12 protein-coding genes are annotated in these 15,087 nt (G+C 62.8%); 7 read left to right on the forward strand and 5 right to left on the reverse strand.

What is annotated here, in order from left to right:
* Positions 1-31: 31 nt before the first annotated feature.
* The 6 genes from ACQ4OD_RS10015 to ACQ4OD_RS10040 all read left to right on the forward strand — a co-directional run bounded on the left by ACQ4OD_RS10015 (position 32) and on the right by ACQ4OD_RS10040 (position 4,575).
* On the forward strand, positions 32-1,108 hold the full coding sequence (locus ACQ4OD_RS10015) for a serine hydrolase domain-containing protein (RefSeq protein WP_198755680.1): 1,077 nt from the start codon (positions 32-34) through the stop codon (positions 1,106-1,108).
* The gene (locus ACQ4OD_RS10020) at positions 1,105-1,401 is read left to right on the forward strand and encodes an amidase (protein ID WP_139669396.1); all 297 of its coding nucleotides are present in this window, start codon (positions 1,105-1,107) and stop codon (positions 1,399-1,401) included. The genes ACQ4OD_RS10015 and ACQ4OD_RS10020 overlap by 4 nt, the downstream gene beginning before the upstream one ends.
* Before the next feature lie 44 nt (positions 1,402-1,445).
* The gene (locus tag ACQ4OD_RS10025) at positions 1,446-2,027 is read left to right on the forward strand and encodes a YceI family protein (protein ID WP_102682795.1); all 582 of its coding nucleotides are present in this window, start codon (positions 1,446-1,448) and stop codon (positions 2,025-2,027) included.
* Between the two features lies 1 nt (position 2,028).
* Complete coding sequence (locus ACQ4OD_RS10030; RefSeq protein WP_198755682.1) at positions 2,029-3,186, forward strand: phospholipase D-like domain-containing protein; 1,158 nt, start codon at positions 2,029-2,031, stop codon at positions 3,184-3,186.
* A gap of 74 nt (positions 3,187-3,260) precedes the next feature.
* Entirely contained in the window at positions 3,261-3,839 is a 579-nt protein-coding gene (locus ACQ4OD_RS10035) for a DJ-1/PfpI family protein (RefSeq protein ID WP_139669400.1), read from the forward strand.
* Positions 3,840-3,984: 145 nt separating this feature from the next.
* Positions 3,985-4,575: a GNAT family acetyltransferase gene (locus ACQ4OD_RS10040; protein WP_430944228.1), complete on the forward strand. Its 591-nt coding sequence runs from the start codon at positions 3,985-3,987 to the stop codon at positions 4,573-4,575.
* A gap of 32 nt (positions 4,576-4,607) precedes the next feature.
* On the opposite strand, the gene ACQ4OD_RS10045 is transcribed toward ACQ4OD_RS10040, so the two are convergent.
* The 4 genes from ACQ4OD_RS10045 to ACQ4OD_RS10060 all read right to left on the reverse strand — a co-directional run bounded on the left by ACQ4OD_RS10045 (position 4,608) and on the right by ACQ4OD_RS10060 (position 12,306).
* A complete protein-coding gene (locus tag ACQ4OD_RS10045) occupies positions 4,608-7,001 on the reverse strand; it encodes an RHS repeat-associated core domain-containing protein (protein WP_430944229.1) in 2,394 nt (797 codons plus the stop codon).
* Complete coding sequence (locus ACQ4OD_RS10050; RefSeq protein WP_430944230.1) at positions 6,998-9,589, reverse strand: hypothetical protein; 2,592 nt, start codon at positions 9,587-9,589, stop codon at positions 6,998-7,000. Before ACQ4OD_RS10050 ends, ACQ4OD_RS10045 begins: the two co-directional genes overlap by 4 nt.
* Before the next feature lie 65 nt (positions 9,590-9,654).
* Entirely contained in the window at positions 9,655-10,626 is a 972-nt protein-coding gene (locus tag ACQ4OD_RS10055) for a hypothetical protein (RefSeq protein ID WP_430944231.1), read from the reverse strand.
* Positions 10,627-10,782: 156 nt separating this feature from the next.
* Entirely contained in the window at positions 10,783-12,306 is a 1,524-nt protein-coding gene (locus tag ACQ4OD_RS10060) for a fumarate hydratase (protein ID WP_102682788.1), read from the reverse strand.
* Positions 12,307-12,581: 275 nt separating this feature from the next.
* Here ACQ4OD_RS10060 and ACQ4OD_RS10065 point away from each other — a divergent pair, with 275 nt between their 5' ends.
* Positions 12,582-13,502, forward strand: a complete 921-nt coding sequence (locus ACQ4OD_RS10065) for an iron-sulfur-binding ferredoxin reductase (RefSeq protein WP_430944232.1) — start codon at positions 12,582-12,584, stop codon at positions 13,500-13,502.
* Positions 13,503-13,593: 91 nt separating this feature from the next.
* Here the strand turns inward: ACQ4OD_RS10065 and pyk are convergent, their stop codons facing one another.
* A complete protein-coding gene (gene pyk, locus ACQ4OD_RS10070) occupies positions 13,594-15,048 on the reverse strand; it encodes a pyruvate kinase (protein WP_023631128.1) in 1,455 nt (484 codons plus the stop codon).
* Positions 15,049-15,087 lie beyond the last annotated feature (39 nt).

Here is a 15,087-nt window from a genome sequence, read left to right on the forward strand (position 1 = left end):
GATGGTCTTTGAGCCCCCACACAGGCCTCCCATGAAGTCACTGTTCCTTGCCTGTGCCCTGGCTGTAGCTTCAGCCAGGGCCGAAGACTGGCCCGCGGCGCAGTGGCCGGTCGACAACACGCTCATCGACTGGCAAGCCGTAGACACCTACGCCTTCGCGCCACGCGATGCCGTGCGCGGTGGCATTCGCACCGATGCGTTGTTGATCATCCGCGACGGGCGCATTCTCCATGAACGCTACGCCGAGCCGACCCGTGTCGACACACCCCACCTGACCTGGTCGGTGAGCAAGAGCGTGCTGGCCACGGTCATGGGCGTGGCTTACGGCGAGGGGCGATTCAGGCTTGATGACCCGGCTGCCCGCTACTACCCGGCCCTGCAGCGGCATGCCGGACTGCGCCTGGCCGACTTGCTGCACTGGGCCAGTGGCCTGGCCTGGCAGGAAGATTACGAATATGCGCCATTGAAGTCGTCGGTGGTGGCCATGCTCTACACCCGTGGCCGCACCGACATGGCCGCCTACACGGCATCCAGGCCCGCTGCCAGTGCGCCTGGCACGCAGTTCGTCTACTCAAGCGGTGACAGCAACCTGCTGGCCGCCAGCCTGCGCGGCATGCTCGCACCTGAGCGCTATGCGGACTATCCCTGGCAAGCCCTGTTCACCCCACTTGGGATCGACAGTGCGGTCTGGGAGCGTGATGGCGAGGGCACTTATGTAGGTTCCTCGTACCTCTATCTCAGTGCGCGCGATCTGGCGCGCATCGGCCTGTTGATGCAGCGTGACGGGCATTGGCGCGAGCAACAGTTGCTGCCGGCCGAGTGGGTGGCGTTCAACCGCACCTTGTTCAGCGCCGCGCAGCCTGTGCCGGGTGAAGCCAACCCCGGCGGGCACTGGTGGCTCAACCAGTCATTGCCCGGCCAGCCGGTGCCGTGGCCGGATGCGCCGAGCAACACGTTCGCCGCACTCGGCCACTGGGGCCAGGCGCTCTATGTGCTGCCCACGCAAAAGCTGGTGATCGTGCGCTACGCCGATGACCGCGATGGCAGCTTCAGCCACAACGAACTGCTCAAGCGGGTGCTGGCGGCCGTCGCCGGGGAGGGGGCATGAAGCGGGTCGTGCTTCTGCTGGTACTGGCCCTGTCGGCCTGGGGCTGGCACGAGCGCCAGGCGTTGGCGGACTTCCCGGATATCCTTTCGGCCTACTCGGCGAAAGAGTACTGCTCGTGCCGGTTCGTGATGGGTTTCGCTGAGGCCTATTGCCGGGGCTATGTGCGCCAGTACCTGCCCTTGGGCCTGCTGGAAGAGGACAGCTCCCGGCGTCTGGTCACCGCCGAGGGCCTAGGTCGGCGCAACCAGGCGGCCTGGCAGGGCAACCGCGAAGGCTGCCGCTTGCTGCCGTGAAACCGTGCAGGTAAGGTTGACGGCCTTGATTCACAGGATTTCACATGTTCAAGCCGTCCCGCCTGCTGCCCGCCCTCCTGCTCGCCCTGTGCCTGCCCGCCCATGCCAACTGGCACCTGGATGGCGAGTCCTCGCGCCTGTCCTTCGTCACCGGCAAGAATGGCAATATCGCCGAGGTCAACCGTTTCCTGGTGCTGCATGGCAAGGTCGACCGCAAGGGCGCGGCCGAGGTCAGCATCGAGATGGACTCGATCAGCAGCGGCATCCCACTGCGTGACGAGCGCATGCGCGACAGCCTGTTCGCCTTCGAGCAGTTCCCCGAGGCCACGGTGCAGGCACAGATCGACCTGCGCCCGATCAACGACCTGGCCAACGGCGCGCAGCTGGAACTGCGCTTGCCGGTGAGCGTGACCCTGCACGGCCAGACCCGCAGCTACAACACCCTGCTGCTGGCCACACGCCTGGACGAGCGGCGTTTCCAGGTGGTGACGCTGGAGCCGCTGATCCTGCGCGCCTCGGCGTTCGGACTGCTGCCGGGCCTGGAAAACCTGCGCAAGCTGGCCGGGCTCAAGTCGATCAACCCCTCGGTGCCGGTGAGCGCGGTGCTGATCTTCACCGCCCGCTGACATGCCGGGGCCGGTCTTCCCCTGGCGGGATGGCAACCAGTTCGAACTGCTGATCGACGGCCCCGAGTTCTTCCCGCGCATGCTCCTGGCGATCGTGCGTGCCGAGTTCCAGGTCGACCTGGAGCTTTACCTGGTCGAGGCCGGCGCCTGCGCCGAGGCTGTGGTCGACGCCCTGGAGCAGGCGGCTCGGCGCGGCGTGCGGGTACGCTGCCTGTTCGACGACTACGGTTCGCTGGCCTTTACCGTGTCGTTGCGCGAGCGCCTGCTGGCGGCGGGTGTCCAGCTGCGCTGGTACAACCGCCTGCGCTGGCGCCGGGGCTTGCGCAACCTCTATCGCGATCATCGCAAGCTGTTGCTGGTGGACGAACGTTGGGCGGTGGTCGGCGGTACCGGGGTCACCGACGAGTTCTGGACACCGGATGCCGACACCAGCGAGTGGCACGAGGTGATGGTGCGCATGGAGGGGCCGATCGTCACCGACTGGCAACTCTTGTTCGACCGCCAGTGGCACGCCAACCAGCGCCGCACCGCCTGGCGCCCGCCTGAGGGCTTCGGCCTGCCGCGCCTGCCCCAGGTGCCGGCGCAGGGCCAGGGCATGGGCCGGGTGGCCTATGCCGACGCCCGCCAGCACAAGGACATCCTGCATGCGCTGGTGCGCGCGCTGAACAGCGGCCAGCGGCGCATCTGGCTGGCCACGCCCTATTTCCTGCCGACCTTCAGCGTGCGGCGCTCGCTGCGTCGTGCCGCGCAGAAGGGCATCGACGTGCGCCTGCTGCTCACCGGCCCGCGCACCGACCACCCGGCGGTACGCTATGCCGGGCACCGCTATTACCCAAGGCTGCTGCGTGCCGGGGTGCGGATATTCGAATACCAGCCATGCTTCCTGCACCTGAAGATGGTGCTGGTGGACGACTGGGTCAGCGTCGGCTCCTGCAACTTCGATCACTGGAACCTGCGCTTCAACCTCGAGGCCAACGTCGAAGCCATCGATCCACCGCTGAGTGCTGCTGTCGCCGCCAGCTTCGAGCGCGATTTCGCCCAGAGCCTGGAGGTCGACCTGGCGCGCTGGCATGCCCGTCCACTGTGGCGTCGGGTGCAACAGCGCCTGTGGGGCTGGCTGGACCGGCTGGTGGCCAATCTGCTGGATCGCCGCGACTAGCGACGTATATCGCCGTCACGCAAAGCAGACTATCGTGCTGGAACTGTTCCCAGACAACCGATGGAGTGGATGCGATGACGGCGAAGAAGATTCTCATGCTGGTGGGTGACTATGTGGAGGACTACGAAGTGATGGTGCCGTTCCAGGCCCTGGCCATGGTCGGCCATACCGTCCATGCCGTGTGCCCGGAGAAGATCGCCGGGCAGACGGTGCGCACGGCGATTCACGATTTCGAAGGCGAGCAGACCTACAGCGAGAAGCCCGGGCACAACTTCGCGTTGAACTACGACTTCGTTCAGGTGCGGGCCGAGAGCTATGACGCGTTGCTGATCCCCGGTGGGCGTGCGCCGGAATACCTGCGCCTGAACGACAAGGTGCTGGAGCTGGTCAAGGCGTTCGACCTGGCCGGCAAGCCGATCGCGGCGGTGTGCCATGGGGCGCAGTTGCTGGCGGCGGCAGGTGTGCTCGAAGGGCGTGAGTGCAGCGCTTATCCCGCCTGTGCGCCCGAGGTACGGCTGGCGGGCGGACGGTTCATCGATATCGCGGTGGACCAGGCCCATGTGGACGGCAACCTGGTGACGGCGCCGGCCTGGCCTGCTCATCCGGCGTGGCTTGCGGCGTTTCTCAAGGTGCTTGGGACGCGCATTCAGTAAGGTCGTGAGCAGGCTGTCGGTAGCGGTCCTGGAGAAGCACCTGTCGCGCAGGGACAACGGCAGGTTGCGATGCCGATGGTAGGGTTTCCCCTCAGGCCGGCTTGCCCGAGCGCGTTATCCACCGCGACCAGACGACTGCTTCCCCATGGAAATACGCTTGCTGCATGGCGCGGCGATTGCGCCTTATATCGATGAGCTTGCGCGCTTGCGCCTGACGGTGTTTCGCGAGTATCCCTACCTCTATGACGGTTCGCTGGAGCATGAGACGAATCACTTGGCCACCTACGCCGATTCTGGTCGCAGCCTGATGGTGGTGGCATTGGACGGTGGCCAATTAGTAGGTGCCTCCACCGGCCTGCCGCTGACAGACGAGACGCCTCTCTTCCAGCAACCGTTCCTTGCCCAGGGACGTGATCCGACGTCGGTGTACTACTTTGGTGGCTCGGTGTTGCTACCTGCTTATCGCAGTCAGGGCCTGGGCGTGCGCTTTTTCATCGAGCGCGAATCGTATGCACACAAGTTGGCCGGGTTCGATTACTGCGCGTTCTGCGTTGTCGAGCGCCCAGGCATACACCCGCTGCGGCCTGCCAATTACAAACCATTGCACGGTTTCTGGCGTAACCGCGGCTTCCTGCAGGACCCTTCATTGCGTACCCGTCGTGCCTGGCGCGATCGGGACGAGCAGGAAAGCAGCGACAAGATCATGTCGTTCTGGCTCAAGGCGCTACCGATATGATCTGCCTGACGGTGTGTCTACAGGTAGAGGCCTCATGATGGGAAGTACATTCGTCCAGTTGCCGGCTCCAGGGTACTGTCGAAGTCGTACGGACCTTTGGCTCCTAGCAATCGACGGTATCTAGAGATCTTCTGCATGGGCACGGTCGACCAGAGATTGCCGACGTCCAGCCTGTCCATACGGCTTACACCTGGGACGTAAGTGATCTTGTCGGTGCCATAAACCGGGCGTTGCAGCACATCGGCGATTCGTTGCGCCGCGCCGCTTTTCCCGCCCCAGCAGGCCAGCAGGACGATGGGCTCGCCAGCTGGCGTATGGGCCAGGCGCGGGGCTATTTCGCGCAGCGCGATGCGTGCTGCGTCTTCGTATTGGCCGGCCGCATTCATCAAGATACCGTTCTTGCCCCCATGTGTTTCAAAAGCTTTTATCCCTCTGCCCCATGCATCGTCGTACCAGACGACCTCTGCTTGGTTGGTTCTGGGGCTTCTGAACATGACGTCAATTGAATGCTGAGGGGTCTTGGGGGCGTGAGCTGCGGGCTTTCTCAGTGCATTGCTGCGCTTGAGTGTGCTGACGCATTTTCCAGCCATCCGTGCCAAGCCCCCCGTTGCAAGACTGGATACCCCTGTGCCTAAAGATATCCAGCCGAGCACGTTGGCGGCTTGCTCATTCTTGCCTTGCGCTTGCATGGCCATCGCTGCCGCTCCCGTGCCCATGGACACGATGTTGAGCGTCGCCGTCGCCACGGACAGTGCGCCGCTTGCGCTGAGCATACCGCTCGCGGCAAGCGCGGCGCCGGCGGCGCCAAAGCTGGCGACCGTTGCCAGTGCTCCGACCGCCAGACCAATGCCGGCCATGACCCAGGTCTGCCAGCTGTGCCCATCTGGGTCGATGCGGTTGACCGGGTCGCCGCCACAGTAGGTGTAGGCATTGATATCGCCATGACCGAACGGGCTTTCGCTGTCGGGCGCGAGGAAACACATCAACAAGGGGTCGTAGGGCCGATAGCCTGCGGCGATGTACCAGCCGGTCAGTGGTTCACGGCGTTCTCCTGCATACCCGAACGGCTGTAGCTGGTCGTTGCCCTGTTCGCTGCCATGTGGGGTGTATTGCAGCATGTGCGCCTGGGCGCCGGCTTTGATGCGTATCGAGCCTTGGCCGTCGCAGCCTAGCAACGTTGTCTGGCGTACACCTTCGGTGATCGCGCTCACCGCGAACAGAGTGCTGCCGTCGCCCATCACCTCAAGTGTGGTGTTTCCCTGGTGCTCATGGGTCAGTTGCTTGCCGCTGAAGAAGCTGCGGTTGAGCGTGCCATCGATAATTCGGTCGCGTAGTTGGCCATTCGGGGTGTAGCGGTACTCGCACGTCCTGCCCTCATATTCGACGCGTTGCAGACGTTCGTGGGCGTCCCACGTGAGCTTGCGCCCCAGGCTGTCGGCGATGACGCGTCCGTGGGCGTCGTAGGTCAGCTCGATCCGCGCTGGCCAGCTGGAGTGGCTATGATCGATCGCCACGATCTGGCAGGGGTCATCGGCTGCGTAGTGGAAGTGGGCGACATCTTCGCTGCCGTCGTTGAAACGGCTGGTGACTTGTCGATAGCCGTCGCGCTCATTGAAGACAAAGCGTTGTTCGACGATGGCGTTGCCGAACGGATCCCGTGGTGCGGCATTGGTGTTCGCGGTAAAGCGCACCAAGCGGCCTCGCGAATCGTAGGCGAAGCGCTCGTCAGCCTTTTGCTGGCCGTCATTGCCAGTACGTCGGATGAGCTGATCGAGTGTGTTGTAGCCGAGGGTTTGGGTGAAGGTCCGAGTTGCACCGTTTTCGGTCAGGGTGAAGGTGCTGCTGGCTTCTCGCCCCATGGCATCGTAGGTCAGTTGCCTGACCAGAACGCGGGCGTCTTGATCTTGAGTGGTGACTTGGTTCACACGCGAAAGGGCGTCATAGGTGATGCGCGTACTGACCTTGCCTGCGATGATTTGCGCGAGCCTGCCGAATGCATCGTAATGGCGTTGTTGTTTGGTGCCGTAGGCGTCCACGAAACCCAGTGGCCTGCCGCCCAACGATGTATGCCAAAGGGTACTGTACTCGGCGCCCTCGATGACCCAGGACTCCTGCTGCGGCAAGCCGGCGGGTGAGAAGCTCCACTTCAGCGTCCCCAGGGCACCACTGGCCTCGGTGGGATGACCCAGGCGAGGGTGATAATGCAGTTGTTCGCTGTGGCCGCCCTCGGCAGTGGAAGACAGCAGCACGTCATGCAGTTGTGGTTCGTAGGCGAAGTCCACGCGCCTTCCATCGGCAAGCGTATTGGCGTGGGGAGGCAACTGGCCCGGGCGGTAGTGGTAGTGGGTGGGGCGCCCGGCCACTTCGACCGAGCGCTGGCGGCCCAGGCCGTCGAAAGTCTGCCGCCCCAAGGTGATGGCGTTCATCGTTGTTCCTCCTGCGCAGGGGCAGTGGTGGTAATCAATTCGGGATGCTGTCCATCGCTGTGGGGCGCGAATTGCCACGCGAGGGTAGTGCCATCTTCCAAGACTTTTTCGATGACCCGCGAATAGTGGTCATATCGGTAGCGGGTAACGGTAGTGGACATGTTCGGTACGCTGAGCCGCTCTTCGACTACCCTGTCCAGGCCATCGCGCACCCACTTCAATGTACGGGCTAGTTTGTTTTCGCAATCGTAGCGCTGCTCTTCGATGGGGCTGCCCGCGAGGTTTTTCAGGGTCACATTCCGAGGGCTGGAGAGTCCGCCCGCAGCTTGCCATTGCTCGCAGCGACGAGTGATTGGGTCCTGGACCGTATGTGTGTATATGCCTTGGGCGTCGATGGTAAGGGTGGCTTGGCCCCAGTCGTCGAAGACGGTGGTGGTGGTCAGGGACAGCGGAACAGGCGAATCCTTGGACAACCAGTCCTGGGTTGTCCGGCGTATCTGCCGGCCCAGGGCATCGAATTCACAGCGCATGATTTCAAGGAAGCGACCGGGTTCGTTGTCCAGGTCTTCCAATTCGATACGCCGGGTACGTCCGTCGCCGTCGAGCCACAGACGCTGGCGTCGACCGGTGACCTCCACCTGTTCGACCATCATCGCTGGCAGGACGCTGGTGCCGTGCAGGTTCACGGCTAGTGCGTCTCCCAGGTGGTAACGCACCAGACGCTGTGTCTGGTACGGGCTACCGGTTGTGTTGAGTGTACGGACGATACGGCCAATCTGGTCATACTCGTAGCGGGTGAGCGCCCCGCTCTCGCTACGTTCCCAAATGGTCTGGCCTGTGAGCAGGGACTGCGCGCTGTTGTGGGTTGAGCGGTTCACGTCGTCATTTTCGAAGCCGATGATCGTGCTCCGTAAAACCAACGCTCCGTTTGCGTGCCCATAGTGGTATTCGGTAGCGGTAGACCTGCCGTTGAGCGTCGTGACGCTTCGCTGGATGCGCCCGTAGCAGATGTGGGGCTGATGGAAATAGATGTGGCGGGTCTCCTCCAGCAAGCGGCTGTCCAGCTCGTCCAGCAACTGCTCACGCTCGACCACGATATGCGCTGGGGCATCCACGATCAGTGAAGGGAGTGGCGCATAGGTGTACGTGCTGCTCAACATTGGAGCTGAGCCGTCAGCCTTGGCTGGCCGGGTAGTTTTCTTGCGCAGGAAGCGCACCATCCCCAAGGGATCTGCTGGGCAACCTTCTCCCCCTTCGGCGGGATAGTAGCAATTGATCTCACTGATGCCGGTTGGGTAGTCGACCTGGGTGATGTTGCCGTAGTTGTCGTATTGATAAACCGTCGTTTCGGTGCGACTGGCCCCTGGGCGGGCATGGTCTGTGTAAGTGGTCGAGACCTGATGGGGGAGCTGGCAGGTACTGGATTGCTCCTCCCAGGTTCTGCCAGGGTCGATACCGTAGCGGGTATGCGTGCTGATCTCGCAATTGCCTCGACGCGAGCTTTCCAGGAGGGGCAGATGAAAGCGGTTCCAGGTGCGGGTGATGGTATCCAGGATCGTGCCCTGTGCATCGCTGACCGTTTCGACCACTTCGTACTGGTAGTCGCTTTCGACCTGATAGAGGTTGTCTCGTCCATGTTCCCAGGAAAACGCCTGGGCGCTGCCGAAGCCAAGGAAATTGGCCGTGCCGATCCATCGGTAGTGGTGCATCCTTTCGGTGTCGGGGGGGCCGGCGCTGTGGATCCATGACTCGACCCGCGGCAGGTGGGAAAACGGTGCGTTGGCCGGCAGCTGATGGCCGTCGGCCCCGGTCGCCCACTTGACGATGTCGTGGGCGCCCAGCGGGCTGTGCAGGGTGGTGGGCAGCAGCAGGTGGGCTCCATTGTCCAGGGCCAGGGTGTCGTACTCGATGCTGAAAGGGCGCTGGATGCCGGGAACGTGGATTTCGCTGAGTCGGTCATTGCTCAACACCAGACGCAACATGAGCGCTTGCGTGGTATCCGGGTTGAAGATGAGATGAACTTCTTCCTCCAGCTGATCCACGCTCAGCAGCGCGCGCTGTTCATCGCTGATCCGCCGCAGAATGAATTGGCCGTCATTGCCGTAGGGCGCCCAGTTGATGAACAGGCGATGGCCCTCCGGGGAGTGCATTTCCTCGACCAGATAGCGGCCACTGTCTTCCTGTTCCCGCAGGATTTCGCGTTCTCCGGACTTCTTGTCTACCCGGAAATCACCATTGTGTTGTGGGGTGACCCACAGCGTCGGGAGTTTTTGATCGGTGAAGGTCAATGGCGTGTCGGGTGCGAACGTGGAAGCATCTTGATCAATGGCGTACTGCTCGCCGGAGGCGAGCCTCAGGGTGTTCCCGTCGAGCTCGGACAGCCCGAGGGTCCAGCCTAGTCCGTAGCCTTTGTTGACACTTGAGCCCAGCACGCTGAAGACCAGGGTGATCGAGAGCGCCGGCCCTCTCAGCTGGTTGGCGGGGGGGAGCGGCAGGGCGACCGCGAGGGTGAACTGGCCGGTACGGTTGTCCACGCCGGTTTTCATGAAGTCCAGAAAATTGCTGGCTTGGGTATGTATCGTAGACATTGGGTGTTTCCTGTCGCAGGGAGAGGTCGGTGCCCCTTTTCACGGGCACCGAGTTTCCAGGAAGGTCAGGCCTGGCTCGCATTTACCTTGAAGGACACATGCTTTCCTGCTTCTGCAACAAAGAACTCGACTTCATAGCCATTGCCATGCTGGTCGATCACCTTCCAGATACTGCGCTTCGTCTGGGAGCTGCTGTAGTGACGGTTATAGAAGCGTTTGGCGTACATATGGATCAGCAGGTGTCCCGGACGCTGGTGATGGACTCGGTCCGACTCTGGAGATTTCACCGTGAATGGCTGGCCTGCCTCATAGACCGTCACCTTACGGTGCTGGCTGTAGTCATTGGTAAGTTGGAAAGAGATCAATGCGTGATCCCAGGCGTTCATTTCATAGATAGGGTGAGATGAAGGTGTGGCCAGCGCCTCGCTTTGGACCACCATGGTTCTCGGATCGGCAAATCCGAAATAGCCGACCGATTCTTCGAATTCGTCATCCCAGTAATTCAGATTGTCGCTGGGGAGCTTGTACTTGAGGGGTGACTCGACGCTGAGTTGGAAGAGCTCCTTATGACCCAGCGCAGGGGCAATGGACTCAATGACGACCGAGGACTTGAAGGGTTCGGCATTGGTGACGAAGAGATGATCTTCATCCATCCAGATCGCCCCGTAGATAGAGCACAGCGTACCGCCAGGACGCTTCGATGTCACATAGAAGCGTCGGTGAATGGATTTGGACGACGACGCCAGCAGTGCGCTGGGGGCACTGCCGGTGGCGTTGTGGTAGATGAATCGCTCATCGCGCTGTGTGTGCGCGTAGAGGTCCGGCTGATCCAATACTCGAGGGATGCCTTCGTCATCGATCTGGACCAAGGTTAGCGAGTCGAGACTTTCTCGAGAGATCGTCTGGCCGTTACGAGGTTCGAGCGTGACGGTGATCTCCACTTGTTGGCGGCCATTGGCATACACGCGACGGGAGTTGGAAGTGATATCCAGTTGGAAGCGGCGTAGCCATTGATTGGCTTTTACAGTACTGCTCATAAGGTTTGCCTCTGAAGGAAGTGAGGCTTCATTTGAGTAGGAAAGTGCGCGATGAGAGCGGTATTTATTGCTGGCTGTGGGAGCCTCCATAATTTCTTGCGAGCAAAAAAAACCGCTCCTCGAGGGAGCGGCTTTTTTCTTACGGTGATGTTGAAATTACTTCACTTCCACCGCCAGGCTTTCGGCGATTTTGCTCTGCCACAGCGCAGGACCCGTGATGTGCACCGATTCACCCTTGCTGTCCACCGCGACGGTGACCGGCATGTCCTTCACTTCGAACTCGTAGATCGCTTCCATGCCCAGCTCGGCGAAGGCCAGGACCTTCGACTTGCGGATGGCCTGGGCTACCAGGTAGGCGGCGCCACCGACGGCCATCAGGTACACGGCCTTGTTGTCCTTGATCGCCTCGATGGCGGTCGGGCCACGTTCGGACTTGCCGATCATGCCCAGCAGACCGGTCTGCTCGAGGATCTGGCGGGTGAACTTGTCCATCCGCGTGGCGGTGGTCGGGCCGGCTGGGCCGACCACTTCGTCGCCGACCGGGTCGACCGGGCCTACGTAGTAGATGAAGCGGCCTTTGAGGTCCACCGGCAGTTCTTCACCGCGGTTGAGCATCTCGACCATGCGCTTGTGCGCGGCGTCGCGGCCGGTGAGCATCTTGCCGTTGAGCAGGATGGTCTCGCCGGGCTGCCAGCTGGCGACTTCTTCCGGGGTGATCGCGTCCAGGTTCACGCGGCGGGCGCTTGGGCCGGCTTCCCAGACGATTTCCGGGTAGGCGTCCAGCGATGGCGCTTCCAGCTCGGCCGGGCCGGAACCGTCGAGCACGAAGTGGGCGTGACGGGTAGCGGCGCAGTTGGGGATCATGCACACCGGCAGGGAGGCGGCGTGGGTCGGGTAGTCCATGATCTTGACGTCGAGCACGGTGGTCAGGCCGCCCAGGCCCTGGGCGCCGATGCCCAACTGGTTGACCTTGTCGAACAGCTCCAGGCGGATCTCTTCGATGCGGTTCTGCGGGCCACGGGCTTTCAGCTCATGGATGTCGATGGATTCCATCAACACTTCCTTGGCCATCACCGCGGCTTTCTCGGCGGTGCCGCCGATGCCGATGCCCAGCATGCCAGGCGGGCACCAGCCAGCGCCCATGGTCGGGACAGTCTTGAGCACCCAGTCGACGATCGAGTCGGACGGGTTGAGCATGGCCATCTTCGACTTGTTTTCCGAGCCGCCGCCCTTGGCCGCGACATCCACCTCGACCTTGTCGCCGGGGACGATGGAGTAGTGGATCACTGCCGGAGTGTTGTCCTTGGTGTTCTTGCGGGCACCGGCCGGGTCGGCCAGGATCGAGGCGCGCAGGACGTTCTCGGGCAGGTTGTAGGCGCGGCGCACACCTTCGTTGATCATGTCGTCGACGCTCAGGGTGGCGCCGTCCCAGCGCACGTCCATACCGACGCGCACGAACACGGTGACAATGCCGGTGTCCTGGCAGATCGGGCGGTGGCCGGTGGCGCACATGCGCGAGTTGATCAGGATCTGGGCGATCGAGTCACGCGCGGCAGGCGACTCTTCACGCAGGTAGGCCTCGTGCATCGCCTGGATGAAGTCGACGGGGTGGTAGTACGAGATGAATTGCAGGGCGTCGGCGACGCTCTGAATCAGGTCGTCTTGCTTGATCACGGTCATGCAGCGCGCTCCTCTTAAAGACGGGAACATTCGAAAAGGCATTCCGACAGTGCACACCTGTATGTCAGGAACGCCTGGCAAGGCGCCGGCTGGTCGGGCCGGCACAAAAAAGGCGCGGCAGTATACCGTGCCCCCGTCTTCGGAAACACCTGCACGTGGTCTGGACCAAGGTCGGCAGGGAAGGGGCATCCTTTTTGCTGATGACATGCGATGCTGTGGCATCGGTAGCGCAAAGTGGCGCCAGTAATACTTTTAATCGGACGAGAAACCTGACCATGCCCGAACTCTGCGTGGGCGAGCGCCAATGGGCAGTGCCAGGCGGCAGCAACCTACTGGATGCCCTCAACGAGGCAGGCCTGAACGTGCCCTACAGCTGCCGCGCCGGCAGCTGCCACGCCTGCCTGGTGCGTTGCCTGGACGGTATTCCCCTCGACGCGAAACCCGAGGCGCTGGCGGCGGAAAAACGCGAGCAGGGCTGGCGCCTGGCCTGCCAGTGCTCGGTCACCAGTGACCTGCGGGTGGCGCTGTTCGACCCCCGAAACGATGGCCTGCCGGCCACGGTGATCGGGCTGGACTGGTTCGCCGATGTGCTGCGTCTGAGGCTGCGACCGGAGCGGCCATTGCGCTACGAGGCCGGGCAGCACCTGGTGTTGTGGAGCGACGGCGTTGCGCGACCCTACTCGTTGGCGAGCCTGCCGGGCGAGGACGATTTTCTCGAATTTCACCTGGATTGCCACCGTTCCGGCGCGTTCTGCGACCAGGCAAGGCAACTTCGGCTGGGGGATGTGCTGAGGCTCGGCGAACTCCGGGGCGGTGCGTTGCACTACGACCCGGACTGGCAGGCGCGGCCGCTCTGGCTGCTGGCGGCGGGTACCGGGCTGGCGCCGTTGTGGGGCATCCTGCGTGAGGCATTGCGACAGGGGCATCAGGGGGAAATTCGGGTGCTGCACGTGGCACACACCGCTGAGGGGCACTATCTGGCGCAGTCGTTACAGGCGCTGGACGGAGTGACGGTCGAATGGGTGTTGGCGGCGCAGATGGATGAAGCGCTGGCTGGGTTGAAGCTGATGTCGCGTCAGACCATGGCGCTGGTGTGCGGGTCACCTGGGAGCGTGGAGCGCTTTGCCCGACGGCTGTTCATTGCTGGGGTGCCACGTAGTCAGATATTTGCGGACGTGTTTACCGAGCATGTTTGAGGGCTGAAAAGCATCGCGGGGCAAGCCCGCTCCCACAATGCCGACACCGGCGTGGGAGCGGGCTTGCCCCGCGATAGGTGCTGCTGAGGGATCAGCCGACCAGCGGATCACCGACATGCAGGATCTTCATGCCGTTGGTGCCACCGATGGTGTGGTAGCTGTCACCCTTGGTCAGGATGACCCAGTCGCCTTGCTCTACGAGGCCGCGCTTGAGCAGCTCGTCGACCGCCGCCTGGCTGACCTTGTCGGCCGGCAGCGAGGCCGGGTCGAAGGCGATCGGGTAGACGCCGCGGAACATGTTGGCACGGGCCTGGGTAGCACGGTGCGGCGACAGGGCGAAGATCGGCACGTGCGAACGCAGGCGCGACATGATCAGCGGGGTGTAGCCACTTTCGGTGAGGGCGATGATCGCCTTGACGCCGGGGAAGTGGTTGGCGGTGTACATCGCCGCCAGGGCGATGGACTCGTCGCAGCGCTCGAAGGTGGTGTGCAGGCGGTGGCTGGACTTCTGGCTGGTCGGGTGCTTCTCGGCGCCCGAGCAGATACGGGCCATGGCCTGTACGGCTTCGATCGGGTAGCTGCCGGCGGCGCTTTCGGCTGACAGCATCACTGCGTCGGTGTTGTCGAGCACGGCGTTGGCCACGTCCGATACTTCGGCGCGGGTCGGCATCGGGTTCTGGATCATCGACTCCATCATCTGGGTCGCCACGATCACCGCTTTGTTGTTGCGGCGGGCGTGCTGGATGATCTTCTTCTGGATGGCGATCAACTCGGCATCGCCGATTTCCACGCCCAGGTCGCCACGGGCAACCATGACTGCGTCGGAAGCGAGGATCAACTGGTCGAGCGTCTCGTCGTCGGCGACCGCTTCGGCGCGTTCGATCTTGGCCACCAGCCAGGCGCTGCCGCCGGCTTCGTCACGCAGCTTGCGGGCGTATTCCATGTCGCTGGCGTCGCGCGGGAACGAAACGGCCAGGTAGTCCAGGTCCATTTCCGCGGCCAGCTTGATGTCGGCCTTGTCCTTCTCGGTCAGGGCCGGTGCGGTCAGGCCGCCACCTTTGCGGTTGATGCCTTTGTGGTCCGACAGCGGGCCGCCGATGATCACCACGCAGTGCAGGGCGTCTGCGGTGGCGGTTTCGACGCGCATGACCACCCGGCCGTCGTCGAGCAGCAGTTCGTCACCGACGCCGCAGTCCTTGACCAGGTCGGGGTAGTCGATGCCGACGATATCCTGGTTGCCTTCGGTCAGCGGGTGAGCGGTGGAGAAGGTGAACTTGTCACCGACTTTCAGTTCGATGCGCTTGTTGGCGAACTTGGCGATGCGGATCTTCGGACCCTGCAGGTCCCCCAGCAGCGCGACGTGACGGCCGTTCTTGGCGGCGATGTCGCGGATCAGGCGGGCGCGGGCCTTGTGCTCGTCCGGAGTGCCGTGGGAGAAGTTCAGGCGTGCCACGTCAAGGCCGGCGAGGATCAGCTGTTCGATCACTTCCGGCGAGTTGCTGGCGGGGCCTAGGGTGGCGACGATTTTGGTACGGCGGATGGTCATGCACAGACTCCTATAGTGAAGCGCAGCGAAAGGCTACTC

The organism is Pseudomonas sp. WC1 (assembly GCF_050586565.1).
In the GTDB taxonomy this organism is placed as follows: Bacteria; Pseudomonadota; Gammaproteobacteria; order Pseudomonadales; family Pseudomonadaceae; genus Aquipseudomonas.

Coding starts and splice junctions, on each gene's coding strand:
- ACQ4OD_RS10015 (WP_198755680.1), top strand. CDS start 32: ATGAAGTCACTGTTCCTTGCCTGTGCCCTGGCTGTAGCTTCAGCCAGG.
- ACQ4OD_RS10020 (WP_139669396.1), top strand. CDS start 1,105: ATGAAGCGGGTCGTGCTTCTGCTGGTACTGGCCCTGTCGGCCTGGGGC.
- ACQ4OD_RS10025 (WP_102682795.1), top strand. CDS start 1,446: ATGTTCAAGCCGTCCCGCCTGCTGCCCGCCCTCCTGCTCGCCCTGTGC.
- ACQ4OD_RS10030 (WP_198755682.1), top strand. CDS start 2,029: ATGCCGGGGCCGGTCTTCCCCTGGCGGGATGGCAACCAGTTCGAACTG.
- ACQ4OD_RS10035 (WP_139669400.1), top strand. CDS start 3,261: ATGACGGCGAAGAAGATTCTCATGCTGGTGGGTGACTATGTGGAGGAC.
- ACQ4OD_RS10040 (WP_430944228.1), top strand. CDS start 3,985: ATGGAAATACGCTTGCTGCATGGCGCGGCGATTGCGCCTTATATCGAT.
- ACQ4OD_RS10045 (WP_430944229.1), bottom strand. CDS start 7,001: ATGAACGCCATCACCTTGGGGCGGCAGACTTTCGACGGCCTGGGCCGC.
- ACQ4OD_RS10050 (WP_430944230.1), bottom strand. CDS start 9,589: ATGTCTACGATACATACCCAAGCCAGCAATTTTCTGGACTTCATGAAA.
- ACQ4OD_RS10055 (WP_430944231.1), bottom strand. CDS start 10,626: ATGAGCAGTACTGTAAAAGCCAATCAATGGCTACGCCGCTTCCAACTG.
- ACQ4OD_RS10060 (WP_102682788.1), bottom strand. CDS start 12,306: ATGACCGTGATCAAGCAAGACGACCTGATTCAGAGCGTCGCCGACGCC.
- ACQ4OD_RS10065 (WP_430944232.1), top strand. CDS start 12,582: ATGCCCGAACTCTGCGTGGGCGAGCGCCAATGGGCAGTGCCAGGCGGC.
- pyk (WP_023631128.1), bottom strand. CDS start 15,048: ATGACCATCCGCCGTACCAAAATCGTCGCCACCCTAGGCCCCGCCAGC.